We start from the raw sequence: 24,352 nt of genomic DNA, 5'->3' as shown, positions 1-24,352 counted from the left end.
TCTCTTATATCTGGCGCGACAGGTGAGCGACTTTCTCTCAAACGGCGGATGCTCTTTCGCAATCCGACCTCGGCTTCACTTGAGCACTGGCCGATTGGGAAGCGGCCTCTACCGCGACAACTGTCGCGATGAACACCACTACCATTCCAGTCGTGGACTCAATCCCGCAGGAACGCGTGGACCGCTCCCAGGTCGATCTCCCGCACCGGCATCCTGTTCGCCGGATCGTCGATGTCGTAGCCGAAGAGCTCGAAGTCGCGCTTGTACATCTCGCGCACCAGATGCATCGACAGGTCGTCGAAGAAGGCCTCGACCGGGTGCGCCCGCTTCGGACCGTGGCCCTCGCTCTCGTTGAAGCGGGGGACCTTGGACAGGACGACGGGCACCGGGCTCTCGATGGCGTCGAGCACGGCCTGCATGCCCTCGGCGAAGCGCTCGACATGGACGATGCGGTCCAGCACGCCGCCATTGGCGACGAAGGTGCCGATATGGCTCGACATGGCGGACCAGTGGATGTCCGGCTCCATCGGTCGCTTGAAGCGGATGGTGTCGCGGGCGAAGAGCAGGAAGCGCCGGAAGGACGCGATCTGGTCGAAGTCGAACCCGTCCTCGGGCGAGCCGACCTCGACCCCATAGCTGCGCGACAGCTTCGGCACCATGTTGCCGCGATAGCGCTTCCCGTTGCGCTGGATGCCGGCGATCTTGTCGAAGAAGCTGCTCAGGATGCGGGTGTAGGGGTTGCGCACGCAGGTGAAGGCATAGCTGCGATGCGCGCGGGCGTTGGCCTCGATCAGCGGCTGGCTCTCCTCCTGCGCCCATTTGTGCAGGCCCTCGGTCGCGTCGTGGATGTCGCCGTCGTAGAACCGCCCGTGATCCGAGTAATACAGGATCTGTCCGATGGTCGAGCAGGCGCATTTCGGGACGACGCGGTAGATCACGCTCTCGCTCTCGGTCATCCAGGTGCCGGGAAAGCCCATCTTTTCCTCCGTCCGGTCGGCGCGATTGCGCGGGCGTGCCCCCGGGCTTAGGCAAGGGGAGCGACGGGGATGTGGCCGAACGGAGGCGCGAAGCGCAAGAGATGGCGAGACTTGCGTTCCTCCTCCTGTGCCACCGCAACCCCGAGGGCGTGATCGCCCAGGCGCGGGCGCTGACGGCGGCGGGGGACTTCGTCGCGATCCATCTCGATGCGCGGGCCCCCAAGACGGATGCGGCAAGGCTGGAGGCCGCTTTCTCCGGGAACCCCGCCGTGACCCTGGCCCGCCGGGTCCGCTGCGGCTGGGGAGAGTGGTCGCTGGTCCGGGCCACGCTGAACGCCGCCGAGGCGGCGCTGGCCGCCTTTCCCGATGCCACGCATCTCTACCTCGTCTCGGGCGATTGCCGTCCGATCACCTCGGCATTGCAGGCGCATTCCCTGCTGGCGGCGCGCCCGCTGGACCGGATCGAGACCGTCGACTTCTTCACCTCCGGCTGGATCCGCACCGGCTTCGTCGAGGAGCGGCTGGTCTACCGCCACTGGTTCAACGAGCGCAGCCGCAAGCGGCTGTTCTACGCCTCGCTCGACGTGCAGCAGCGGCTGGGCCTGCGGCGGGAGATCCCGGAGGGGATCGAGATGCGGATCGGCTCGCAATGGTGGTGCCTGCGCCGCGGGACGGTCGAGAAGGTGCTCGCCTTCTGCCGGGCGCGGCCGGACGTCGTCCGCTTCTTCCGCACGACCTGGATCCCGGACGAGACCTTCTTCCAGACCCTCGTCGCCCATCTCGTCCCCCGCGGGGAGATCGAGCCGCACCCGCCGACCTTCCTGACCTTCACCGATTACGGGATGCCCGCCACCTTCCACGACGACCATCACGACTTGCTCGTCGCCCAGCCGGAGTTCTTCGCGCGCAAGATCGGGCCGGAGGCGCGGCAGCTCCGGGCGCGGCTCGACGCGCTCTGGGCCTCGGACGAGATCCGCACGGCCGAGGCCGGGGATGGGCGGAGGCTTCACGCCTTCGTCGCCGCGCGGGGGCGCCGGGGCCGCCGTTTCGGGCGGCGCATCTGGGAGGCGGGGGCCGAGATGGGCGAGCGCCGGTCGCTTCTGGTGATCGTCTGCCGCGATCGCCCCCTCGGGCGGGCGCTGGCCCGGGCCGTAGACGCGCAGGCGACCCTGCCCGCGCTCGGCTACCTGTTCCACGACGAGGAGGTCGCGCTTCCGGACCTCGGCGGCATCGAGAGCAGCCTCGCCAAGCGCAGCCGCCATCGCCGTGCCGTGCTGCGGCTGATCTTCGACGCGCTCGCCACCGACCGGCTGGCGATCTGCGCCGAGCCGGGCGATCTGGGCCTGCTGCTCGACGTCCGCGCCGGCCGGGCGGAGCTGCGCGTGCTGCTGGTCGACCGGCCCCCGACGGAGGAGGACCTGCGCCGGAAGGCCATCGCCGAGGGGCTGGCCGGGCCGGACACGCCCGAGGCGCAGCTCGCGGCGCTGCTGCCTGCCCTCGCCGACCGCGCCGCCGAGGAGGTTCGGCGCCTGTCGGAGGCCGACCTGCCGGGCCTCGTCCGTCTGCGGGAGGACGCGCCCGAAGACGCCGTGATCGCCGCGCTGGGGCAGGTCCTCGACTGCGGGGCGGCGGTGGCGGCGCAGGTCGCGCGGGAGGCGGGCCTGACCGGGCGCTGACGCCGCGCGGATCAGTCCGGCAGCTTGCCGCCCAGCTCGTCCTCGACGTGGACGCGGATGATCTCGTCCATGTCGGCCTCGGCCCGGAAGCCCAGGGAACGGGCGCGCTGCGGGTCGAAGGCGCGCGGCCAGCCGGCGACGATGGCGGCGACGGCCGGGTCGTCCCGGCGCTCGATCCGGGCAACCGCCGCCTCGCCCGCGATGCGGCCGAGCGCCGCGATGGCGTCGCCGACCGTGGCGTCGACGCCCGGCAGGTTGATCGCCCGGTCCTGCCCGAGGGGGCCGGTGTCCATTGCGGCCGCATGGAGAAGGAAGCCCACGGCCGAACGCGGCGAAGCGAACCAGTGCCGTGTGCTGTCGGGCACGGGCAGCGTCGCGGTCTGGCCCGACAGCGGCTCCCGCAGGATCGAGGAGTAGAACCCCGAGGCCGCCGCGTTGGGCTTGCCGGGCCGCACGCAGATCGTCGGCAGGCGCAGCGACACGCCGTCGAGCAGTCCCTTGCGGCTCAGGTCGTCGATCATGAGCTCCCCCATCCGCTTCTGCGTCCCGTAGGAGGTCAGCGGCCGGGGCGGCTGGTCGTCGGGGATCACGTCGGGCAGGGGCACGCCGAAGACCGCGATGGAGGAGGCGAAGACGAGCCGCGGGGCATAGTCCCGCTCGGCGGCGATCGCGTGGCAGAGCGCCATCGTTCCCTTCAGGTTGACGTCGTAGCCCTTGGCCGTGTCGGCCTCGGCCTCGCCTGAGACGATGGCCGCGAGGTGGAAGATCACGTCGGGGCGGTGCTCGATCAGCGCGGGGGCGGCGGCCGGGTCCGACAGGTCGGCGGACAGCGCCGCGCCGGGCACGCCCACGGGCAGCGCGGGCGGATTGACGTCGACGAGGGTGAGCCCCGTGATCGGGGCGCCCCGCAGCGTGCCGCGCGCGACCAGCGCCTGGGTCAGCTTGGACCCGATCATGCCGGCCGCGCCGGTGATGAGGATGTGCATGGCTCTCTCCCTGTGTGGCGGCCAAGCTAGAGCGTTTCGCTCCGCCGTGGAATCGCCTTCCGTCATCCTTGGGCCTTGGGCCTTGGGCTTTGTGAGGCTGTCATCCGATGACGCCGGGGCGCGATGGCATGTCGGGCGCGCCCGCGCGAGGATCGCGCGACATCCAGCGACCCCGGAGGCCCCGATGCGGCTGCTCTTCGCCCTATGCCTGATGGCCGGTCTCGGCGGCTGCGCCGAGCTGACCGAATTCTCCTGCGCGCAGACCGACGCGCAAGCGCTGGGCGAGCGTCTGGCCCGCCGCGGCCAGCCCGAGGCGGCGCTGGCGCAGGAGGCGGCGCGCTGCGCGGCCACGCCGACCCCGCTCCGCTCCGACCTGCTCGCCGCGGGGCATGCCCGCGGGCGGGCGATCCACTGCACGCCGGAGGGGGCCTTCGAGGCGGGCCATGGCGGCCACCGCCTTGGCGCCTTCTGTCCCGCCGAGGCGCGCCCGGCGCTGCAGGCCGCGCATCGGCGCGGCGTCCTGCTCGGCGAGATCGAGTCCGAGATCCGGTCGCTGCGGAACGAGCGGTTCCACCTCGTCGCCGAGCTGCAATCGCTGGCGAAGGAAGACCCGAGGCGCGGCGTGCTCAGGCACCGGCTCTGGCAGCTGGACCGGCGGCTCGACCGGCTCGATTCGCGCCGGTTCCTGCTTCGGGCCGGTGCGTTCTGACCGGCAGGCGGGTCAGGCCAGTCCTTCGGCGCGGAACAGGGCGTTGACGTCCGCGATGGGGCGCGGGCCGAGATGGCCGATCACCTCGCGGGCGCAGACCACGCCCATGCGGGCCGCCGTCTCGAGGTCGCGCCCGGTGGCCAGCCCGTAGAGGAAGCCTGCGGCGAACTGGTCGCCCGCTCCGGTCGCGTCGACGACCCGGGTCCGCGTGACGGGTGCGGTGAACTGGGTGTCGCCGGAGCGGACCCAGACATCCTCGCCGGACCGCGTGCAGGCCACGATCTCGCAGGCCTCGGCGGCGCGATCCAACGCGGCCTCCAGGTCGTCGGTCTGATAGAGCGTGGTCCATTCGGCGGCGTTGCCGATGGCGATGTCCATGTCCTCGGCGATCAGGCGCTGGAAGTCGGCGCGGTGGCGGTCGGCACAGAACGGGTCCGAGATGGTGATGGCCGAGCGCCCGCCCGCCGCCTTCATCCTGGCCGCTGCCTCGGCAAAGGCGGTCTTCCCCTCGTCCTTGTCGAAGAGATAGCCCTCCAGGAACAGGATGCCGCCGTCGCCGAACACGTCTGGCACGTCGGCTGAGGAGATGTCGGCGCCGGCGCCGAGATAGGTGTTCATCGACCGCTCTCCGTCGGGGCTCACGAAGATCATCGAGCGCGAGGTCGGCAGGTCCACCGGCTTCGGCGGGTTCGGAAAGGCGGTGCCCGAGGCTTCCATCGCGGCGGCATAGAACCGTCCCAGCGCATCGTCCTTGACCTTGCCGATGAAGGCGGTCGACAGGCCCAGCGCGCCGATCCCGGCCAGCGTGTTGGCGACCGAGCCGCCCGGCGCCTCGGTCCGGTCCTGCATCGCGGCATAGAGCAGCTCCGCCCGTTCGCGTTCGACCAGCTGCATGATGCCCTTCTCGATCCCCATCTGGTCGAGGAAGGTGTCGGTGCCGTGGGAGATGACGTCGACGATGGCGTTGCCGATGCCGATCACTGCGTGGGTCATGTCGTGTGCCTTTCGGATTTCGCCCCGCTGGCGCGGGTCGACCGGCCGGGGGGCTCCGCCCCCCGGACCCCCCGGAGTATTTCCCGCCACAGGAAGAGGGGCGCGTGCCTCCTGCCCGTTTGTCGGGGCCGGATCAAGGGATCGCGCCGTCAGGGGGAGGTCGTCTTGTCTTCGTAGGGGCAGAGATCGGCGATGAGGCAGGCCGGGCATCTGGGCTTGCGCGCGAGGCAGGTGTAGCGGCCGTGCAGGATCAGCCAGTGATGGGCATGTCGCTGATACTCGGCCGGGACGTTGTCCTCGATGGCGCGCTCGACCGCGTCGACATCCTTGCCGGGCGCGATGCGGGTGCGGTTGCCGACGCGGAAGATGTGGGTGTCGACCGCCTGCGCCGGGTGGCCCCACCACATGTTCAGCACGACGTTCGCCGTCTTGCGACCGACGCCCGGCAGCGCCTGCAGCGCGGCGCGCGAGGAGGGGACCACGCCGCCATGCTCCTCGACGAGGATGCGGCTGAGCTTCATGACGTTCTTCGCCTTGTTGCGGTAGAGGCCGATGGTCCTGATGTGCTGCGTCAGGGCCTCCTCGCCGAGGTCGAGCATCTTCTGCGGCGTGTCGGCGACGGCAAAGAGCGCCCGGGTGGCCTTGTTGACGCCAACATCCGTGGCCTGCGCCGAAAGCGCCACGGCCACGAGCAGGGTATAGGCGTTCACATGCTCGAGCTCGCCCTTCGGCTCGGGCTCGGCGGCCTGGAAGCGGGCGAAGATCTCGGCCTGGGTGGCGTAGGGCAGGGGGGCGGGCAGCTTGGGCATGCGCGCTTGTGGCGCGCGCCGCGCGGGCCGGCAAGGCTTTGGCGCAGGTTCCGGGTCGCGGGAGGCGGGTCCGCCATCTAGGAAGGCGGGCATCAGGGAGACAGAGCCATGAAGGACGACGCGGGCGCGGAGGGCGCCTATCACTACGGCATCATGCGCCGCGCCATCGAGGCGATCGACGCACGCGCGGGCGACCCGCCCTCGCTGGAGGAGCTGGCCGCCGAGATGCGGATGTCGCCCGCGCATTTCCAGCGGGTCTTCAGCGCCTGGGCGGGGGTCAGCCCGAAGCGGCTCTCGCAATACCTGGCGCTCGGCCATGCCAAGGCGCTGCTGAAGGAGCGGGCGACGGTGCTGGACGCCGCCGCCTCGGCGGGGCTGTCGGGGACGGGGCGGCTGCACGACCTGTTCCTCCGGTGGGAGGCGATGTCGCCCGGCGACTACGCGAAGGGCGGCGCGGGGCTCCGGATCCGCTATGGCTGGTTCGACAGCCCCTTCGGCGAGATGCTCGTCATGGCGACGGATCGCGGGATCTGCGGGCTGGCCTTCGCGGCGGAATGCGGGCGGGCAGGGGCGCTGGAGGACATGCGCGGGCGCTGGCCCGAGGCGGAGGTCGTCGAGGACGCGGGCGCGGTGGCGCCGCTGGCCGCCGGCCTCTTCTCGGGCGGAGAAGCGCGGCTGCACCTGATCGGCGCGCCGTTCCAGATCAAGGTCTGGGAGGCGCTGATGTCGATTCCCTCGGGGCAGGTGACGACCTATTCCGACATCGCCGCCCATATCGGTAGGCCCCGCGCCGTGCGCGCGGTTGGCACGGCAGTGGGCCGCAACCCGGTCAGCTGGCTGATCCCCTGCCACAGGGCCTTGCGCAAGTCGGGGGGCCTCGGCGGCTATCACTGGGGCCTGCCGGTGAAGCGCGCCATGCTGGCCTGGGAGGCGGGGCGGGCCGAGGCGGGGTGAGGTTCGCGGTGGGGAGGGGGCTCTGCCGCTGCGCACTTCGCCCGGAGGCTCTTTGCGCCGCGGAAAGCGGGACTCCGGGCGTCAGGCCCGGGGCGTGCGGGCCCTGAGCGCCTCCATCAGGTCGGTCAGGGTCTTCAGGTAGCGGTCGCTGACGAGGCGGCCCTCGGCGTCGAACTGCTCCTTCGCGGCGCCGAGCAGCATCTCCGGTCCCGGCACGATCTCGGGGCGGAAGGGCAGGAGCGCGAGGCGCAGCGACCATTGCGCCCGTTCCCCGCCGGAGCGGCCGGCGGTGGCCGACATGATCGCGACCGGCTTGCCCGCCCAGGGGTTGCCCGGCGTCCGGCTGATCCAGTCGAGCGCGTTCTTCAGGACGCCCGACAGCATCTTGTTGTATTCCGGCGTCGTCACGATCACGGCATCCGCCTCGGCAATCCGCGTTGCAAGCCGCGCGACCGGGCCGGGGATGCCCTCGGAGGTCTCCACATCGCCGTCTTAGAGCGGCAGGCGCAGGTCGCCCAGCGTGAAATCGCCGCCGTGCAGGCGCGCAGCCTCTTGAATCAGCTTGAGATTGTAGCTCCCCGCGCGGAGCGATCCGCACAGGCCGAGGAGTGTGGACATGGGCCGGGCTTTCCTGTTGGTAGCAGCGGCAACCTAGGTGCGGAGCGGATGATGACGAGGCATGGCGGGCGAATCCTGGCCGATCAACTGGCGATTCAGGGGGTGGAACGCGTCTTCTCCGTCCCGGGCGAGAGCTTTCTCGCCGCGCTCGACGGGCTCTGGTCCTGCGGCATCCCCAACATCGTCTGCCGGCAGGAGGGGGGCGCCGCGATGATGGCCGAGGCCCATGCCAAGCTGACCGGCAAGCCCGGCATCCTGTTCGTCACGCGGGGCCCGGGGGCGGCGAACGCCTCGGCCGGACTGCATGTCGCGATGCAGGATTCGACGCCGATGATCTGCTTCGTGGGCCAGATCGCGCGCGGCCATCGCGACCGCGAGGCGTTCCAGGAGGTCGACTACCGCGCCATGTTCGGCCGCGTCGTCAAATGGGTGGCGGAGGTCGACCAGACGGAGCGGCTGCCCGAATACATCGCGCGCGCCTTCTCGGTCGCGCAGGCGGGGCGGCCCGGCCCGGTGGTGCTGGCGCTGCCCGAGGACATGCTCTCGGCCGAGGCGGAGGCGCTGGACCGGCCCCCGGTCGTCGTGCCGCGCCCGGCGGTGCCGGACCTCGGGCCGGTGATCGCGCGCCTCTCCCGGGCGGAGCGGCCGCTGGTCGTCGCCGGCGGCTCCGGCTGGTCGGCGGAGGCCGCGCAGGCGCTGCAGGTCTGGGCGGAGCGGCACGGGCTGCCGGTCGCCGTCTCGTTCCGCAGGCAGGACTACATTGACAACCGCTCGCCCGCCTATGCCGGCGACCTGAATGTCGGGCCGAACCCGGCGCTGATGGACCGGCTGGCGCGGGCCGACCTGATCCTCGCGCTCGGCACGCGGCTGGGGGATATCGAGACGCGGGGCTTCGAGGCGCTCGACCCCGCGCGCGACGCCCCCGCCCTGATCCATGTCCATCCCGGCGCCGAGGAGATCAACGCGATCTGGTCTGCCGAGATCGCCATCCAGGCGCGGGCCGCCGACGTCGCGCTGGCGCTGGCCGCGCGCGACGATTCGCTGCCGGGCTGGCAGCCGATGCAGGGCCGCGCACGCGAAAGCTATCTCGGCTGGACCACCCCGCGCGAGACGCCGGGCGCCGTCAAGCTGGAGCAGGTGATCGCCCATCTCGACCGGGTGCTGCCGGAGGACGCCATCGTCACCAATGGCGCAGGCAACTACGCGGCCTTCCTGCACCGCTACTACCGGTGGAAGCGGTTCGGCACGCAGCTCGCGCCGACGAGCGGATCCATGGGCTACGGCTTTCCGGCGGCGGTGGCCGCGTCGATCGCGCGGCCCGGGCGGGCGGTGGTCTGCCTCGCCGGGGACGGCTGCATCCAGATGACGCTGAACGAGATGTCGACGGCCGTCCAGCATGGCGCGACGCCGGTCGTGATCGTCTGCAACAACGGACGCTACGGCACGATCCGGATGCATCAGGAAAAGCATTATCCCGGCCGCGTCTCGGGGACGGAGCTGGCCAACCCGGACTATGCCGCCCTGGCCGAGGCCTATGGCGGCGCGGGCTTCCGCGTCGAGACGCAGGAGGCCTTCGCGCCCGCGCTGGAGGCGGCACTGACGGCGGAGCGGCTGGCGGTGATCGAGCTGATGCTCGACCGGGACGTGCTGTCGCCGGGCGCGTCGCTGTCGGATCTCGCCGCCGGGTAGGGCGCCGGACGCTGGCGTCCGGCGCGTCGGCGCCTCAGGCCTTCGCAGTGGCCTTCACCGGCGCGGGGCGGTCCTTCGGGGTCCGCGCCCAGGGCAGGCGCACGGTCTCGGTGCGGGCGGCTTCGATGGTGCGGTCCATCCAGGTCTTACGGGACATGATGCGATCTCCTCTGCTGGGACCGATCATGGAAGCTGCCTGCGGCAGCCGGAGGGCGCGACCGAGGTCATCGCGTGAAACGAAAGCGGCAGGGGCACAGCGACGGGATGGCGGATCTGGGGCAGATCGGGCGGATGCAAGCGATCTCAGCGGGTTGACGGCGTCTATAGCTGTTTCTGCCTTGGAGACGGCAGGTCCCAATCGGGCTGCCCGTTTCCTTGGCCGGGACGATGTTCCCTCCTCGGCGGCTTCCCCAGTGCGCCGGATGCCGCGCGTCGCATCGCCAACCGGCCGGAACCGTCGGCGCCCCGCTGGCGACCGCACCCTTGGCGAGGATCGGCGCGCAGGTCGCGGAGTATCCGGGCACGCCGTATGCAAGGCGCGGCGCTCGACTGCCGGGGCATGGCGCAGCGCCTGACTGCTGCCCGGCCTTCCGCCTACAGCCGGATCGCCGAGATCAGCCGCCCGTAATCCGCCTCGCCGGCATGGGTCGTGCGGCGGTAGGAATAGAACCGCGCCGGATCCGAATAGGTGCAATGCCCGGTCCATTCCGCCTCGACGCCCGCCCGGCGCAGGCGGTGCAGGCCATAGCCGACGAGATCGAACTGGTAGCGGCCGTCCTGCCCATTGGCGAAGAAGCGCATGGCCTCGTCGTCCTCGGCGAGGAAGGTGTCGAGGAACTCGGGCCCGACCTCGTAGGCGCGCTGGCTGATCGAGGGGCCGATCGCGGCGCGGATGCGGTCGCGCTGCGCGCCGAGGCGGACCATCGCGTCGACCGTGGCCTCCAGCACGCCGCCCAGCGCGCCCTTCCAGCCGGCATGCGCGGCGCCGATCACGCCCGCCTCGGGATCGTGGAAGAGCACCGGCTGACAGTCGGCCGTGAGGATCGTCAGCACCGCGCCGGGCCGCGTCGTCACCATGGCATCGGCCTTGGGTCGCGGAGTCTGCTCGGCTCCGTCGACCACGACGACCTCGGCCGAATGGACCTGATGGACGCCGTGCAGCGGTCCGCCCATCGCCTCGGCCACGCGGGCGCGGTTGGTGGCGACGGCTTCGCACTGATCGGACGACCCGGTGCCGCAGTTGAGCCCCGCGAACACGCCCGACGAGGCCCCGCCCCTGCGGGTGAAGAACCCGTGGGGCACCTCGCCCAGCAGGTCGGAGCGCAGGATCTCCAAGGTCATGACGGCTCCTCCAGTCCGGGGGGCAGGGGCGCGCCGGGGGCGGCCAGTGCCATCACCTTGAACAGGTCGCCCATCTCGCCCGGGTGGGTCAAGCGGCGATGGGCGGCGGCGATCTCTTCGGCGCGCGGGCCGCGGGCCAGCGCGTTGGCGCGGGCGGTGATGCCCAGCCGCTCCAGCCAGACGCCCTGCGGGGTCATCGCGCTGGCCCGGGGTGCGGCAGCGGCCAGCGCGGCGAAGTCGACATGGGCGGTCAGGTCGGCCGTGCCGGGCGCGTCCAGCGGGTCGACCGACTTTCCTGCGCGCAGCGCCTGCAACGTGTCGCCCTGGCTGAGCCAGTGCCCGTAATCGACGAAGAGCGCGGCGCCGCCGTGACGCAGGCGGTCGGCGACCGTCGCGACGATGCCGGGCAGCGCGGGGCAGCGCTCTACTAGGGTGCCGTCCGGGACGTCGCGCGCGTCCAGTTCGGGCACCGGCACGGGCGGACCCAGCGCGAAGGCCAGCGCGCTGTCCCGCACGGTCACCAGCCGCTCGCGCCATCCGCCGCCGTCGCGGACATGCTGGCGGATCGGCAGGGCGTCGAGGAACTCGTTCGCGACGAGGAAGGTCGGGCGGTCGGGCAGGCCCTCGGCGATGTCGTGCCAGACGGGCGCATGGCCGGCCAGGGTCCTGGCCTGGACGCCGCGCAGGGTGGCGGAGGCTTCGACCAGGTGCAGCCGCGCCGCCTCGTGGAAACCGGGCACGCCCCGCGTCGCGCGCAGCGCATCGGCCATCAGCGTGCCCCGTCCGGGCCCGAGCTCGGCCAGGGTGAAGGGCGCGGGGGCGCCCTGGTCGAGCCAGGCCTGGGCGAGCGCCAGCCCGACCAGCTCTCCGAACATCTGGCTGATCTCGGGCGCGGTGGTGAAGTCGGTGCCCAGCGGGTCGCGGGTGGCGTAGTAGCCCTCCGCCGGGTCGAGCAGCGCATCGGCCATGAAGTCGGCCACCGTCATCGGCCCGGTGGCGCGGATGCGCGCAATCATCCGGTCGGCGAGGGTCACGCCCGCGCGCGTCGGCCCGCGGCCAGCACGGTGGCCACGACCAGCAGGCCGGCCGCCAGCATCGGCAGCGAGAGCAGCTGCCCCATCGTCAGGCCCAGACCGTCGGTGAAGCGGAGGACATGGCCGTAGGGGTTCGAGACGGTGATGTATTGCGCGTCCGCCTGCCGGAACGCCTCGACGAAGGTCCGCGCGGCGCCGTAGCCGGCGAGGAACAGGCCGAGGATGAGCCCGCGCCGCTTCAACCCGCCGCGCAGCCCCACCCACCAGAGTGCGGCCAGCAGCACCGCGCCCTCCAGCACCGCCTCGTAGAGCTGCGAAGGGTGGCGGGCGCAGAATTCGCCGAAATTGGCGCAGGCCTGCGCCGCCTCTCCGGGGAAGATCACGCCCCAGGGCAGGTTCGTCGGGCGGCCCCAGAGCTCGGCGTTGATGAAGTTCGCGATCCGGCCGAGGCCGAGACCCAGCGGCGCCACCATCGACGCGATGTCGAGGATCGACAGGATCGGGATCCGGTGCCGCCAGGCATAGACCGTGACCGCGATGGCCGTGCCCAGTGCGCCCCCGTGGAACGACATGCCGCCCTGCCAGACCGCCAGGATCTCGGCCGGGTGCGCCAGGTAGTAGCCGGGCTGATAGAAGATCACGTAGCCCAGCCGCCCGCCCAGCACGATGCCCAGCACGATCCAGGTCATCACGTCCTCGACCTGCTGCTTCGTCATCGGCATCTTGCCGCCGGGCCAGAGCCCCGGCCGCGTCACCAGCCAGCGCGACATCCACCAGCCGCCGACGATGCCCGCGATATAGGCCAGCGCATACCAGCGCAGGCTGAAGACGAAGAAGCCGAGGTCCAGAGAGAACAGTTCGGGCGAGACGTCCGGGAAGGGGATCGCATAGATCATGCACGCCCTCTGCCCCGGCCCGCGGGGCCGGTCAACAGCCCCCGGCTTGCCCGCCGCGGACCCGGCGCCCATATGGTGTGGGAAACCAACGGAGTGACCCGACATGCAAAGCCGCAACCGCTTCATGGATGATATCGGTCAGCTTATGACCAACGCGATGGGCGTGGCCCAGGGCGCGCGCGAAGAGGCCGAGACGGCGATGAAGTCGATGCTCGACCGCTGGATGGCCGACCGCGACTTCGTCACCCGCGAGGAATTCGATGCCGTGCGCGCCATGGCGCAGAAGGCGCGCGAGGAGAACGAGGCGCTGAAGGCCCGGCTGGAGGCGCTAGAAGGCAAGAACGGCACCACGTCCTGAGCGGGGCGCGCGCGGACCGCCCACCGAGCCGACGGATCGAGGCCGCCCGGAGCGGCGCGTGATGGTCCCCCCTGCCGGCGAAGGAAGCTGAACGACGCTTCCGAGCGCGGCCGTCCGCGGGGAAGGCGCCTCGGCATGAGGCACGCGGCATGAGGCCCCACTGCCGCAGCGCGCCTCGTCGGCGTCGGTGGCGGCGCGCCCGAAGCCGCCCTGCGGTTCGACGGGCGCGGGCTTGCATGACGCTGGGCCGTTTCCTTCGAAGAGTTCGGCGCGTCAGCCGCGCAGGAGCTCGAGCAGCCGGTCGACCTCGGCCGCGGTCTTCGAGGGATCGCAGACCAGACGGCAGAGCGGTCTGTCGGCTGCGTCCATCACGTAGTACTGCGCTTCGGCGAGGGCGCGGTCATGGGCCGCGCGGTCCATCCGGCAGAAGATCATGTTGGCTTGCGGCTGCCCCACCATCTCGGCGCCGAGCGCCCGCAGCTCCTCGGCGAGGCGCGCGGAGGCGGCGTTCGCGGCGCGGGCGTTCGCCAGCCACAGGTCCTCGGCCAGATAGGCCTCCATCTGCGCCGACAGGTAGCGGTGCTTCGACCAGAGCTGTGCCGCGCGCTTGCGGCGAAAGCCCATCTCAGGGCCCTGCGCACCGTCGCGCAGCACGATCGCCTCGACGGCCATGCAGCCGTTCTTGGTGCCGCCGAAGCTGACCACGTCGAAGCCCGCCGCCAGCTCCGCCGCCGAACAGCCGAGCGCCGCACAGGCATTGGCGAAGCGCGCGCCGTCGAGATGGCAGGCCATCCCCGCGTCCCGCGCCATGGCCGTCAGCGCCGAGATCTCGTCCAGGGTGTAGACCGTGCCCGCCTCGGTCACGTTGGTCACGCTCAGGGCGCCGCGCTGCACGCCGTGGACGCCCTTGGTGCCCACCGGCGCCATGGCCTCGGCCAGCGTCCCGGGCGTCATCTTGCCCCCCGCGCCCTCGACCAGGGTCAGCTTCGCGCCGCCGGTGTAGAACTCGGGCGCGCCGCATTCGTCCTCCTCGATATGGGCGATGCGGTGGCAGAACACCGTCTCCCACGGCTGGACGAGACCGGACAGGGCCAGGGCGTTGGCGCCGGTGCCGGTCGCGACCAGCAGCACCTCCGCCTCCGGCCACCGGAACAGGCCGCGCAGCGCCTCGCGCACGCGGGCCGCCGCCGGGTCGGCGCCGTAGGGCATCGCGCCGCCGTGATTGGCTGCCAGGATCGCCTGCATGATCGGCTCGGATACGGGGCCCGTGTTGTCGGATGCGAAGTTCAGGTTCATGTCAGGCGCCTCCGGTCGGTTCCTCGATGACGAAATCCTCCCAGTCCGCGTCGCCGATCTCCGCCTCGGAGACGGTGTCGTCCATCAGCGAGGCGCCCGCCAGATGCGGCGACATCGGGTCGCCGGTCAGCAGCGGGTGCCAGTGCGGCAGGTCCCGGCCCTCGTGCAGGCGCCGATAGGCGCAGGTCTCGGGGAAGAAATAGACGACCTTGGGCAGGGTCCGGGGCGTCAGGACGATGCATTCGGGCACGAAGGACAGGCGCCGGGCATAGTCCGCGCAGCGGCAGGTCGAGTCGTCGAACAGCCGGCAGGCGATGCGGGTCAGCGCCACGTCGCGGCTTTCGTCGTCCTCCAGCTTGTTGAGGCAGCACTTTCCACAGCCGTCGCAGAGCGCCTCCCACTCCTTCACGGTCAGCCGGTCGAGCCCCTTCTCCCAGAAGCGGGGGGCGAGGCCGGTGCGGTCGATCGGATCGTCAGCCATGGCGACGCATCCCGGCCAGGACCTCGCGCGCCCGGGCGCTGTCGGCATCCATCTGCGCGACCAGCGGGGCGAGCCCGTCGAAGCGCATCTCCGGGCGCAGGAACTCCACCAGCGCGACCGAGAGCGTCGTGCCGTAGAGATCGCCCTCGAAGTCGAAGAGGAAGGTCTCCAGGTTGGGCGCGTTCTCGCCGAACATGGGTCGGACGCCCAGCGAGGCGACGCCCTCGTGACGCCCGGCATGGGCCCCTCCGGTGATGTCGACGAAGACGGCATAGACGCCGAGGCGGGGCAGATGCAGTCCCTCTAGCCCCATGTTGGCGGTCGGATAGCCGAGGGACCGCCCGCGCTTCGCGCCATGCAGCACCGGGCCCTCGATGCGGTGCCAGTGGCCCAGCATCCGGGCGGCGTCGCGGGGGCGGCCTTCGGTCAGCGCCTCGCGGATCGCGGTCGACGACACCGGAACGTCGCCGCCCATCAGCTCGGCGGTGGAGACGTCGAAGCCCAGCCGCGCGCCGCCCTCGCGCAGGGTCTCCACGTCGCCGGCGCGGCCCTTGCCGAAGCGGAAATCGGCGCCGGTGACGACATGGGACAGCCCCAGCGCCCGGGCCAGGATGTCGGCCATGAAGGCCTCGGCCGTCAGCGGGGCGATGCGCTCGAAGGGCAGTTCGAACAGCAGGTCGACGCCCAGCTTGGCCAGCCGGGACGCGCGCGCGTCCGGCGACATCAGCCGGAAGGGCGGGGCGTCGGGGGCGAAGACCTCGCGCGGGTGGGGATGGAAGGTGACGATGCCGAGCGGTGCCCCCGGACGGCGGGCGCGGTCGATGACATGCTGATGGCCCAGATGGACCCCGTCGAAATTGCCGATGGCGGCGGAGGCCCCGCGCGCATCGGCCGGAATGTCGTCGGGATCGCGGAGGATGCGCATGGCGCCGGGCTAGCCCGCAGTCCCGGCAGGCGCAAGCTGTGACCCTGCCGCGCTCCTCATCTCGCCGGAAATACCTTCGGGGGTGTCCGAGGGGGCAGACGGCCCCCTCGGGCAGGGAGCGCGAGGGACGGCAGTCCCTCGCCCCCCTTCAGTCGAACTTGCGCGACGGCGCCAGCACTACGGCCTCGCCCTTCAGCACCTTCCTGTCGCCGATGGCGCAATGGGTGTCCATCGTCACCCGGCGCTTGGCGATATCCATGTCGGTGACGGTCACGACCGCCTCGACCATGTCGCCCGGGCGCACGGGGGCGAGGAACTTCAGCGTCTGGCCAAGATAGACCGTGCCGTGGCCGGGCAGCTGTTCCCCGATGACCGCCGAGATCAGGCCGGCGGTCAGCATCCCGTGGGCGATGCGGCCCTCGAAGATGGTGTCCTGCGCATAGGCGTCGTCGAGATGGACCGGGTTATGGTCGGTCGAGACCTCGGCGAAGAGCTCGATGTCGCGATCGGTTATCACCTTCCGGAGCGACCGGCTCATGCCGATCTCGATATCCTCGATGCAGATCGTGCCACGGGGCATGTTGTCGAGCATGGCGAATCCTCCGGCGCTGCGCTTGGCCGTTGACCTAGCGTGCGCGCCGCGATGCGGCAAGTCGGAAGGTAACAAAAATTCCTCAGAGGCTCCGAAAGCAGGATAATGTTACCGAAGGGATCCGATCACATAGGTCGGCACCACCCCCGTCGCCTGCAGGTAGGCCGCCAGCTTCTCCGGGTCCGGATCGCCCAGCCGGGGCGTGCCGGTCTCGGCGGCGCCGAGCCCCCCCGAGATGAAGAGCAGGTCCAGGTCCTCGCCCATCGCCCCGGCCGCGTCCGTCGATGGCCCGTCCCCGATGGCGAGGATCGCGCTGTCGGGCACGTCGGCCAGCTGCGCCAGTCGCCGCCGGGCGAGGTCGTAGATCGGCGGATGCGGCTTGCCGAAATAGAGGCTCTCGCCGCCCATCTCGCCATAGAGCTTCGCGACTGCTCCGGCGCACCATTCGCGGTGCTCGCCCCGGTCGACGATGATGTCCGGGTTCGCGCAAAGCAGCTTCAGTCCGCGCGTCTTGGCGAGCAGCAGTTCGGGCCGGTTGACCGACGGGTCGGCGAGGGGATCGGCGGGGCCGGTGCAGACGATGCCCTCGGCCTCCTCGAGCGCGACGCGCTCTATGGGCAGCGGATCGTCCAGAACGGTGGGGGCGGTGAAGAAGCTGTCATCGGTATCGCCGGCATAGCCCATGTGCCAGACCTTCGTGCCGACGATGCCGCGATACATCGCCAGCCGCGCCGAATCGCCCGAGGTGGCGATGTCGTCCCAAGCGTCGCGGGCGACGCCGAAGCCTTCGATCTGCCTGGCGACGCCGGTCCGCGCCCGCGGCGAGTTGGTCACGAGGATGACCTTCCCACCCTTCGCACGGAAGGCGCGCAGCGCCTCGTTGGCGCCGGGCATCACCCGCACGCCGTCATGCACGCAGCCCCACAGATCGACGAACAGCGCATCGTAGCGGTCGGAGACCTCGGAGAGGGCGGAGACGATCTGCATGGGGCCGGCCTTTCGCGTCGGGGACGAGCGCCCTTTGCCATCCGCGCGCGGCCAGGTCCATGGCCGCGCCGCCGCGACCGCGGGCCTACATCGCCAGCGACTGCGCCTCCGACAGGGTCAGGTAAGGGATGCGCGGCGCGCCGAAGCCACCGGTCTCGGCCGATTGCGGGAAGAGCCGCGCCATGTCCGACAGCACGACCCGGTTCAGGCTGCGCGCGGTGGTGCGGGACGGATGGTAGGTCTCGACCGGCAGGCCCGAGACCAGCACCGCCTCCTGCGTGGCGCAGGCGAGGCCATAGACCGTGACCTCGCCGGGGGGCGTGATCGCGGTGATCGTCACCCCGTCCTCGAAGGCGGCGACCGGAGCGAAGGCCTCGCGCCGGCCGACCAGCGGCACGCAGCGCGGGCTGTCGATCAGCACCTGCGCGTCGGCGCCGAGCACGATGTCGCTCTCGGGGCCCTGGCCGCCGAAGGCCCGGGCCGAGATGCGCCACAGGAGGGGACGCTCCACCCCCCAGCCATAGGAGCGCGAGCCGATCCAGCGGATCTCGGCGGTGCCGCCGGCGGCGGTGGCGACGCGGTCGCCGGGCATCAGGTCCTCGATCGAGACCGGCCCGTTCGGTCCGCGCAGCATTGCGCCGCGCGCCAGGCAGGACACGGCGGCGGCGACCTCGGGCGTGTCCGGCAGCTTGCGGTTGTCCCAGGTGGCGCGGCCCTTGCCGTCGATCCAGGCGAGGTCGAGGGCGGCCAGGGGACGCGCATCGGCGCGTCCGGTCCTGTCGTCGAGCGCGGGGTCCAGCGCGGATCGGTAACCCGCCGAGGGCAGCCGCTGATAGGCAGTCATGAATGGTCGTCCCGTCAGGTGCGGCCCCCACCGCGGGCCCCTTATCGCGCCTCTGCGGGGGTTCGGGCAAGGGACGGACGCGAAACAATGGGTTTCAGCTTCGTGCTTCGTGTCGGAATCGTGTCGCTTCGATGGCTCGCGCGACCCCTCTCCCGCCCCGGTCCCGCGCATGCTAGGCCGCCCGCGATGACCGATCCGACCGAGACCCTGCGCGCCGCCGCGCGCCTGCTGGAAGCCGGGCGCGCCGAGGCGGCCCTGGCCGCGTTGTCGCCGCTGCTCTCGGGCGCCTCCGTCCCGGCCGAGGCGCGGTTCCTCGAGGCCCGCGCGCTCGCCGAGGCGGATCGACCGGAGGAGGCGCGCGCCGCCTTCGAAGCCGCGCTCGCCGCCGCGCCGAAGGAGCCGGCGGTCTGGATGGAGCGGGCGCTGCTGGCCTGGCGGCTGGGCGACGCGGCCGATCTGCGCGGCCGCGCGCGGGCGGCCGGGCTGCCCGCCGCGCTGACGGGCATGATCGACGCGGCGGCGCGGGGGCAGGGGGCGCGGGCCACGGGCACCGGCGCGGCGACGAAGCGCGACGTCGCGGCGCTGACGAAGGCCGCGAAGGCCGGGGACGCGCGCACCGCGGAGGCCGTGGCGCGGCCCCTGCTCGCGCGCCAGCCGGGCGCCGCGGTCTGGCAGCTGCTGGGGCAGGCCCGGCTGCAGGCCGGGGCCGCAGCCCCGGCGGCGGAGGCCTTCGCCCAAGGCGCGCGGCTGGAGCCCTATGCCGCCGACCTGCGCCTCGGGCGTGCCCGCGCGCAGGCCCGGGCGGGCGAGGTCGCGAGCGCCTTGGCGGAGGCCCGCCGCGCTGCGCGCCTCGCGCCCGGCTGGGCGGAGGCGCAGCTGGTCTTCGGGCGGCTCGCCCTGGCCCAGCGATTGCTCGACCACGCCGCCCGCGCCGCCGAGGCAGCCCTGGCCGCCGCGCCCCGCGCCGACGCCGCGCTGCGCCTCGCCGCCGAGGTCGCGCTGGCCCGCGGCCGCGCGGCCGAAGCGATGGACCACGCCGCCGCGCGTGCCCCCGATGCGCCCGAGCGCGACCTGCTGCTCGGCCATGCCGCCGCGGCCGCGCGGCGGACGGAAGACGCGCTCGCCGCCTTCGCCGCCGGCCTCGCCCGCCATCCCGACGATTCCGACCTGCGCACCGCGCGGGCGCAGCTCCTCCAGTCGGAGGGCCGCACCGCCGAGGCGGAGGCCGATCTGGGCGCCGTCCTCGCCCGCGCCCCGGGCCACGGCACCGCGGCCCGGGCGCTGGCCTATGGCCGCAGGCTCGACCCGGACGATCCGGCCGTGCGCGGCATGCGCAAGGCGCTCGACGATCCGGCCACCGGCGCCGAGGATCGCCGCCTGCTGCACTACGCGCTCGCCCGGGTGCTGGAGCGGGCGGACCCCGCCGCCGCCTTCGACCATCTCGACGCGGCCAATGCCGCCACGGCCGCGCGCTGGCCGCATTCGCCCGAAGCGGACCGCGCCGACCTCGCCCGCATGACCGGCCCCGACTGGGAGGCGATCCGCGACCTGCAGGGCGAAAGTGCCTGCGAGGCCGCGCCGGTCTTCGTCACCGGGCTGCCGCGCTCCGGCACGACGCTGGTCGAGGCGATCCTCTCGTCCCATTCCGCGATGCGCGCGGGCGGGGAGCTTGCGGTGCTGGGCCCCGTCCTCGCGGAGCTGTCGGCGAAGCTGCGGGACGGTGCGGGTGCCGAGGTCTTAACACAGGCGGGCGAAGCCTATGCCGTGCGGGCCGAGGCGGCGGCGGGCGGCCCGGATCCGCGCCGCACGACGGACAAGTCGATCCACACCTATGCCCAAGCGGGTCAGGCGCTGCGCATCCTCCCGCGGGCGCGCATCGTCGTCGTCCATCGCGACCCGCGCGACGTGGCCCTGTCGATCTGGCGCAACCATTTCCGCGACGGCACGCATCGCTACGCGGCGACGGCGGAGGGCATCGCCGATCACATCGCGCTCTTCCGCGAGGCGGTGGCGTTCTGGCGCGAGGCGCTCGGCCCCGGCGCGCTGCACGACATCCATTACGAGGCGCTGCTCGACGACCCGGAGGGCGAGGCACGGCGGATGCTGGCCTTCTGCGGGCTCGACTGGGAGCGGGAGGTTCTGGCCTTCCACGAGCGGGCGGAGCGGGTCGCCACGCTGAGCTTCGCGCAGGTGCGCCAGCCGCTCTACCGCTCGTCGAAGGGCGGATGGCGCGCGCATGAGGCGCGGATCCGGCCGCTGCTCGACGCGCTGGAGGCGCGCGGGGTGCTGGACGGGGCCTGACCGGCGCCGCGCCCTCAGTCGGTCAGCGTGTCGAACACGTCCATGAGGTCGAGGCCCGGCCGGAACGCGCCGGTGCGCAGGAAGGACAGCGTCTGCCCGATCACGACCGGGTTGTTCATCAGGAAGGTATGGGTCGCGGGCAGGGTCAGGTGCGTCTTCATCCCCTCGACCTTGGTCGAGGCGACCGAGACCTTGCCGTCATCCTCGCCCGGCAGGATCGCCGAGTAGACCGGATTCAGGCTGCGGCTGCCGGCGATGATCCCGACCTCGGGCCAGACCGGGCCGAGCCGGGCCGGCAGGCCGTCCGTCCCCAACTGCGCTCCGGCCGGGCCATTGAGCCATTCGAAGGGCGGCAATGCGTCCAGTTCGTCGACAAGTTCGGAGCCCTGGTTCGGCGGCGCCAGCATCACCGTCCGGCCCAGCCGGGGAACGTCGTGATGCGCCATCCAGTAGCGCAGCATGATCCCTCCCATGGAATGGGTGACGAAATGTATGTGCGGCGCGTCCTCGGGGCAGGCGGCCAGCGCCTCGGGCATGGCCGTCTCGGCCAGGGTCTCGACCTTGGCCACGGTCGAGTCGTAGTCGCTGTTGAAGACGGTGTAGCCCTGCGCGCGCAGCGCCTCCTCCATCACCACCATGGACCCGGCGCCCCGGGCGAGCCCGTGCAGCAGGATCACGCAATCCGCCGCCGCCCGGGCGGGCGGCGCGGCGAGGACGAGCAGGAGGACGAGCAGCACGCGCATCCCCGGAACCTAGGCCATCGCGGTCCCGCGGGCACCCCCACGCCGCGATCTTCCGTCACGTCCGCCTCGGGCCGAGCCGCAGGGTGGCGACGGCGATGCCCGCCAGCACCAGCGCCGCGGCCGAGATCGTCTGCGCCGAGGGCAGCTCACCCAGCAGCGCCGCGCCCGCGATCATCGCGATCACCGGCACCGAAAGCTGCGCCAGCCCCGCAGTGGCCGAGCCCATCGCCGGCAGCACGCGGAACAGCATGGCGTAGCCGAGGCCCGAGGCCACGGCGCCCGACAGCACCGCCATCAGCGCCCCGAACGCCGTCACCGGCGCACCCAGCCAGAGCGGCGCGGCCAACGCGAACATCCCCGCCGCCAGCAGGAAGTTCCCGGCCGAGCCGGCGAGCGGCCGCGGCTCGAACCGGCCGGCCAGCGAATAGCCGGCCCAGGCCAGACCCGCGACGGCCATCAGACCGGCATCCACGGGGTCGGCCGAGGCGCCCTCCTCCGGCCAGAGCAGCCAGGCCAGCCCACAGAGCGCCAGCGCCATCCCGGCCAGCGCACGCGGGCTGGTGCCCTCGCCGCGGGCGAGGCCGATGGCGAAGAGGCCGATCTGCACCATTGCAAAGAGGATCAGCGCGCCGAGCCCCGCGTCCAGCGTCCGGTAGGCCAGCGAGAAGCCCAGCAGGTAGACCGCGAGCGCCAGCGCTGCGCCCCAGCGCCGCGCGCCGCCGAGCGTGATCCCGCGCCGCGCGGCGAGCAGGGACAGCACCACCGCCCCGGCGCCCACCCGGATCGCCGCGAAGGCGAGCGGGTCGGTGCCGTCCAGCACTCCGGCCCGGGTCAGCAGCGAGTTCGCGGCGAGAAAGCAGAAGGCGAGGGCGGCGAGCAGGGGCAGGGGCATGGCGCTGTCTGGCCCGCGGCGCGGACGCTGTCGAGGCTTCCGTCGTTATCGGGCATCCGCGCGTTCCGCATGGTCGAGGCGCCGGGATCGAGGGCGCGGGCCCCGGGGGCCACGCGCGGCGATCCGGGTTGCGAGCGGTGCGGTTCATGGCTGCCGTGTCAGCGCCAGATCCTCGATCTGGACCCTCCTCTCGGGCCGGGCCTTAGGGCACGTTCCTAGCGTTACTCCGCTCGCCTCAATCCTCCGACCGCTCGGTCTCGCCGGACGCCTGCGCTGCCCGGCCCGCCTCCGACAGGTCGTAGACCCCGAGCGAGACCTTCATGAACCAGCCGTAATGGTTGTCCCGCAGCATCGCCGTCGCCCGCGCCACGCCGGTGGCATCGCGGACGTCGCGGCCCCGGCTGGGACCGGAGCGCGCCAGATGCGCGGCGAGCAGCGTCGCGTCCTGCCGGTAGGCGGTGACCAGCCCCGCGCGCGTCGCCCCTCCCGAAGACGGATCGCCGCGGCGGCGGGCGAACTCGCGCAGCAGCCGCTCCTTCGGGGTCTTCACCAGCCGCGGACGGAACGGGCCCGGGTCGCACTGCACCGTCACCAGCCCGTCCCCGACCCGCACGGTCAGCACGCCGAGCCCAAGCCTGCGGGCGAGCTTCAGGTTGGCCCGCAGCGCCGACAGCCCGCGCCGGCCCCGCACCTCCGGCACGGCGAGGTAGACATGCGGCGTCACCGCCTGCCGGTCGATGCCCTGGTGGATCAGCGTCAGCGAGAAGCCTGTCTTGAGCTCGACGATCACCGGCGGGTCGTCGCCGCGCAGGGCGACCACGTCGGCCGGGCCGACCTCGCCCTTCACCTCGTAGCCCTGGCCTTCGAGGAAGCGCTTCACCGGCGTATAGAGCGCCGTCTCCGGCGGCGTCCTGCCCATCCTGACCCCGTGACAATGCCCGCCTTGCGCGCTAAGCGCGCGCCGAACCCGATCCCGAACCGCAGCACGGATGCCCGCACATGACCACCCTCGTCTTCGGCCACAAGTCCCCCGACACCGACTCGACCGCCGCGCCGATCGTCTGGGCCTGGTATCTCAGCGAGGTCGCCGGGACTGCGGCGAAGCCCGTCCTGCTGGGCGAGCCCAATACCGAGGCCGCCTTCATGCTGGAGCGCTGGAGCCTCGACAAGCCCGAGATCATCCTCGACGTCGAGGCCGGCCAGCCCTGCGTGGTCGTGGACACCAACAATCCCAGCGAGTTGCCCGCCAACATCGCCAAGGCCGACCTGCGCCAGATCATCGACCACCACAAGCTGACCGGCGGGCTGGAGACGAAGGGCCCGATCGACATCACCATCCGCCCGCTCGCCTGCACCGCGACGATCATGTACGACATGATGGGATCGGCGGCCTCCTCGGCGCCCGAGGCGATCAAGGGTGCGATGCTGACGGCGATCCTGTCGGACACGCTGGAGTTCCGTTCGCCGACGACGACCGATCATGACCGCGCCGTAGCCGAGCGTCTGGCCGAGGAGCTGGGGGTCGACATTCCGGAACTGGCCGAGGCCATGTTCGCCGCGAAGTCCGACGTCTCCGCCTTCTCGGAGGCGGAGCTTCTACGCATGGATTCAAAGGAGTACGCCGTCGAGGGCACCTCCTTCCGGGTCTCGGTTCTGGAGACGACCTCGCCCCGGGCGATCCTCGACCGCAAGGACGCGCTGGTCGAGGCGATGCCGGTCGTGGCCGCCGAGGACGGGGTGGCGCAAGTCCTTCTGTTCGTTGTGGATATCCTCAACGAGGAGGCGACGCTGCTGGTCCCGAACGAGCTGACGAAGACGGTCGCCGAGAAGAGCTTCGGCGCCACGGTCACGGGCGATACGGTGGTCCTGCCGGGCGTGATGAGCCGCAAGAAGCAGATCATCCCGGCGCTGAAGGTCTGATTTGGGGCGCCCGGATTTCACGGGTGATCCACGGGTGACGCGGGGGTGATCCGCGTCCGACGCAAACCTCCAACAGCGGGTTTGCGCCGGTCGGGCTGCCTGCGGGCGACGGTTGGCGCTCGGGTCGGCGGGTGCGGCGGACTGACACGAATGGTCTACCCCGGTCCTTGGGCTCTCGCAGCAAAGTTGACCCGATGGCCGCTGTGCGGAGATACTGTTGAAAAAGTCCGTTGCCTGGCGTTCGAGGCTTTGATTCACTCGTTCTGAGAGTGGAGGGCATCGCGATGATGGGGCCAAGGCAAGTCGCGCAGGGCGCGCTATTTTACGAGTT

Annotated in this window: 26 protein-coding genes; 7 read left to right on the top strand and 19 right to left on the bottom strand. The window is 72.0% G+C overall.

Annotation, left to right across the window (positions count from 1 at the left end; genetic code table 11):
* Positions 1-158: 158 nt before the first annotated feature.
* Positions 159-977, bottom strand: a complete 819-nt coding sequence (locus tag DR046_RS13310; RefSeq protein WP_115382885.1) for a sulfotransferase family protein — start codon at positions 975-977, stop codon at positions 159-161.
* Between the two features lie 101 nt (positions 978-1,078).
* On the opposite strand from DR046_RS13310, the gene DR046_RS13305 reads away from it, so the two are divergent.
* On the top strand, positions 1,079-2,653 hold the full coding sequence (locus tag DR046_RS13305) for a DUF5928 domain-containing protein (protein WP_115382884.1): 1,575 nt from the start codon (positions 1,079-1,081) through the stop codon (positions 2,651-2,653).
* Positions 2,654-2,664: 11 nt separating this feature from the next.
* On the opposite strand, the gene denD is transcribed toward DR046_RS13305, so the two are convergent.
* Positions 2,665-3,639 carry a D-erythronate dehydrogenase gene (gene denD, locus DR046_RS13300; RefSeq protein ID WP_115382883.1) on the bottom strand — a complete coding sequence of 325 codons (975 nt, stop codon included), beginning with the start codon at positions 3,637-3,639 and terminating at the stop codon, positions 2,665-2,667.
* Between the two features lie 184 nt (positions 3,640-3,823).
* Here denD and DR046_RS13295 point away from each other — a divergent pair, with 184 nt between their 5' ends.
* A complete protein-coding gene (locus DR046_RS13295; protein ID WP_167767107.1) occupies positions 3,824-4,348 on the top strand; it encodes a DUF2799 domain-containing protein in 525 nt (174 codons plus the stop codon).
* A 12-nt stretch (positions 4,349-4,360) separates the two neighbouring features.
* On the opposite strand, the gene DR046_RS13290 is transcribed toward DR046_RS13295, so the two are convergent.
* On the bottom strand, positions 4,361-5,341 hold the full coding sequence (locus DR046_RS13290) for an adenosine kinase (protein ID WP_115382881.1): 981 nt from the start codon (positions 5,339-5,341) through the stop codon (positions 4,361-4,363).
* 149 nt (positions 5,342-5,490) lie between these two features.
* Positions 5,491-6,150 (bottom strand): endonuclease III, encoded by a 660-nt coding sequence (gene nth / locus DR046_RS13285; RefSeq protein ID WP_115382880.1) that lies wholly within the window; start codon positions 6,148-6,150, stop codon positions 5,491-5,493.
* 108 nt (positions 6,151-6,258) lie between these two features.
* On the opposite strand from nth, the gene DR046_RS13280 reads away from it, so the two are divergent.
* Positions 6,259-7,104, top strand: a complete 846-nt coding sequence (locus DR046_RS13280) for a methylated-DNA--[protein]-cysteine S-methyltransferase (protein ID WP_115382879.1) — start codon at positions 6,259-6,261, stop codon at positions 7,102-7,104.
* Between the two features lie 81 nt (positions 7,105-7,185).
* On the opposite strand, the gene DR046_RS13275 is transcribed toward DR046_RS13280, so the two are convergent.
* Together DR046_RS13275 and DR046_RS24860 are read right to left on the bottom strand one after the other, a co-directional pair.
* On the bottom strand, positions 7,186-7,587 hold the full coding sequence (locus DR046_RS13275; RefSeq protein ID WP_370816253.1) for an NADPH-dependent FMN reductase: 402 nt from the start codon (positions 7,585-7,587) through the stop codon (positions 7,186-7,188).
* A gap of 9 nt (positions 7,588-7,596) precedes the next feature.
* Positions 7,597-7,722 carry a hypothetical protein gene (locus tag DR046_RS24860; RefSeq protein ID WP_370816251.1) on the bottom strand — a complete coding sequence of 42 codons (126 nt, stop codon included), beginning with the start codon at positions 7,720-7,722 and terminating at the stop codon, positions 7,597-7,599.
* A gap of 51 nt (positions 7,723-7,773) precedes the next feature.
* Here DR046_RS24860 and DR046_RS13270 point away from each other — a divergent pair, with 51 nt between their 5' ends.
* The gene (locus DR046_RS13270; protein WP_115382878.1) at positions 7,774-9,411 is read left to right on the top strand and encodes a thiamine pyrophosphate-binding protein; all 1,638 of its coding nucleotides are present in this window, start codon (positions 7,774-7,776) and stop codon (positions 9,409-9,411) included.
* Between the two features lie 34 nt (positions 9,412-9,445).
* Here DR046_RS13270 and DR046_RS24655 read toward each other — a convergent pair whose 3' ends face one another.
* The 4 genes from DR046_RS24655 to lgt all read right to left on the bottom strand — a co-directional run bounded on the left by DR046_RS24655 (position 9,446) and on the right by lgt (position 12,682).
* Positions 9,446-9,568 (bottom strand): hypothetical protein, encoded by a 123-nt coding sequence (locus tag DR046_RS24655; RefSeq protein WP_280652844.1) that lies wholly within the window; start codon positions 9,566-9,568, stop codon positions 9,446-9,448.
* A 437-nt stretch (positions 9,569-10,005) separates the two neighbouring features.
* Positions 10,006-10,752: a peptidoglycan editing factor PgeF gene (gene pgeF, locus DR046_RS13265; RefSeq protein WP_115382877.1), complete on the bottom strand. Its 747-nt coding sequence runs from the start codon at positions 10,750-10,752 to the stop codon at positions 10,006-10,008.
* Complete coding sequence (locus tag DR046_RS13260) at positions 10,749-11,786, bottom strand: class I SAM-dependent methyltransferase (RefSeq protein WP_209313584.1); 1,038 nt, start codon at positions 11,784-11,786, stop codon at positions 10,749-10,751. Before DR046_RS13260 ends, pgeF begins: the two co-directional genes overlap by 4 nt.
* Positions 11,783-12,682 (bottom strand): prolipoprotein diacylglyceryl transferase, encoded by a 900-nt coding sequence (lgt, locus tag DR046_RS13255; protein WP_115382876.1) that lies wholly within the window; start codon positions 12,680-12,682, stop codon positions 11,783-11,785. The genes DR046_RS13260 and lgt overlap by 4 nt, the downstream gene beginning before the upstream one ends.
* A gap of 103 nt (positions 12,683-12,785) precedes the next feature.
* Here lgt and DR046_RS13250 point away from each other — a divergent pair, with 103 nt between their 5' ends.
* The gene (locus DR046_RS13250) at positions 12,786-13,040 is read left to right on the top strand and encodes an accessory factor UbiK family protein (RefSeq protein WP_115382875.1); all 255 of its coding nucleotides are present in this window, start codon (positions 12,786-12,788) and stop codon (positions 13,038-13,040) included.
* 273 nt (positions 13,041-13,313) lie between these two features.
* Here the strand turns inward: DR046_RS13250 and DR046_RS13245 are convergent, their stop codons facing one another.
* The 6 genes from DR046_RS13245 to DR046_RS23260 form a co-directional block, all read right to left on the bottom strand.
* Positions 13,314-14,336: a threonine aldolase family protein gene (locus DR046_RS13245; protein WP_306418049.1), complete on the bottom strand. Its 1,023-nt coding sequence runs from the start codon at positions 14,334-14,336 to the stop codon at positions 13,314-13,316.
* Between the two features lies 1 nt (position 14,337).
* Positions 14,338-14,817 carry a YcgN family cysteine cluster protein gene (locus DR046_RS13240; RefSeq protein ID WP_115382874.1) on the bottom strand — a complete coding sequence of 160 codons (480 nt, stop codon included), beginning with the start codon at positions 14,815-14,817 and terminating at the stop codon, positions 14,338-14,340.
* Positions 14,810-15,742, bottom strand: a complete 933-nt coding sequence (locus tag DR046_RS13235) for a bifunctional riboflavin kinase/FAD synthetase (protein WP_115382873.1) — start codon at positions 15,740-15,742, stop codon at positions 14,810-14,812. Before DR046_RS13235 ends, DR046_RS13240 begins: the two co-directional genes overlap by 8 nt.
* Positions 15,743-15,890: 148 nt before the next feature.
* Positions 15,891-16,334, bottom strand: a complete 444-nt coding sequence (locus DR046_RS13230; RefSeq protein WP_115382872.1) for a MaoC family dehydratase — start codon at positions 16,332-16,334, stop codon at positions 15,891-15,893.
* A 108-nt stretch (positions 16,335-16,442) separates the two neighbouring features.
* Positions 16,443-17,321 (bottom strand): TIGR01459 family HAD-type hydrolase, encoded by an 879-nt coding sequence (locus DR046_RS13225; RefSeq protein WP_115382871.1) that lies wholly within the window; start codon positions 17,319-17,321, stop codon positions 16,443-16,445.
* Between the two features lie 85 nt (positions 17,322-17,406).
* Entirely contained in the window at positions 17,407-18,165 is a 759-nt protein-coding gene (locus tag DR046_RS23260; RefSeq protein WP_167767106.1) for a Hint domain-containing protein, read from the bottom strand.
* Positions 18,166-18,351: 186 nt separating this feature from the next.
* Between DR046_RS23260 and DR046_RS13215 the strand changes: the two genes are divergently transcribed.
* On the top strand, positions 18,352-20,466 hold the full coding sequence (locus DR046_RS13215) for a sulfotransferase family protein (RefSeq protein WP_167767105.1): 2,115 nt from the start codon (positions 18,352-18,354) through the stop codon (positions 20,464-20,466).
* A gap of 14 nt (positions 20,467-20,480) precedes the next feature.
* On the opposite strand, the gene DR046_RS13210 is transcribed toward DR046_RS13215, so the two are convergent.
* The 3 genes from DR046_RS13210 to DR046_RS13200 form a co-directional block, all read right to left on the bottom strand.
* On the bottom strand, positions 20,481-21,209 hold the full coding sequence (locus tag DR046_RS13210; protein ID WP_115382868.1) for an esterase/lipase family protein: 729 nt from the start codon (positions 21,207-21,209) through the stop codon (positions 20,481-20,483).
* A gap of 55 nt (positions 21,210-21,264) precedes the next feature.
* The gene (locus DR046_RS13205; protein WP_115382867.1) at positions 21,265-22,101 is read right to left on the bottom strand and encodes a DMT family transporter; all 837 of its coding nucleotides are present in this window, start codon (positions 22,099-22,101) and stop codon (positions 21,265-21,267) included.
* Between the two features lie 235 nt (positions 22,102-22,336).
* A complete protein-coding gene (locus DR046_RS13200) occupies positions 22,337-23,020 on the bottom strand; it encodes a DUF2161 domain-containing phosphodiesterase (RefSeq protein ID WP_115382866.1) in 684 nt (227 codons plus the stop codon).
* A gap of 80 nt (positions 23,021-23,100) precedes the next feature.
* Between DR046_RS13200 and DR046_RS13195 the strand changes: the two genes are divergently transcribed.
* Positions 23,101-24,021, top strand: coding sequence for a manganese-dependent inorganic pyrophosphatase (locus tag DR046_RS13195; protein WP_115382865.1), 921 nt, complete (start codon positions 23,101-23,103; stop codon positions 24,019-24,021).
* Positions 24,022-24,352 lie beyond the last annotated feature (331 nt).

The organism is Jannaschia formosa, from assembly GCF_003340555.1.
GTDB lineage: Bacteria > Pseudomonadota > Alphaproteobacteria > Rhodobacterales > Rhodobacteraceae > Jannaschia > Jannaschia formosa.
The sequence above is the reverse complement of the archived record's forward strand: the minus strand, read 5'-3'. Positions and strand labels throughout refer to the sequence as shown.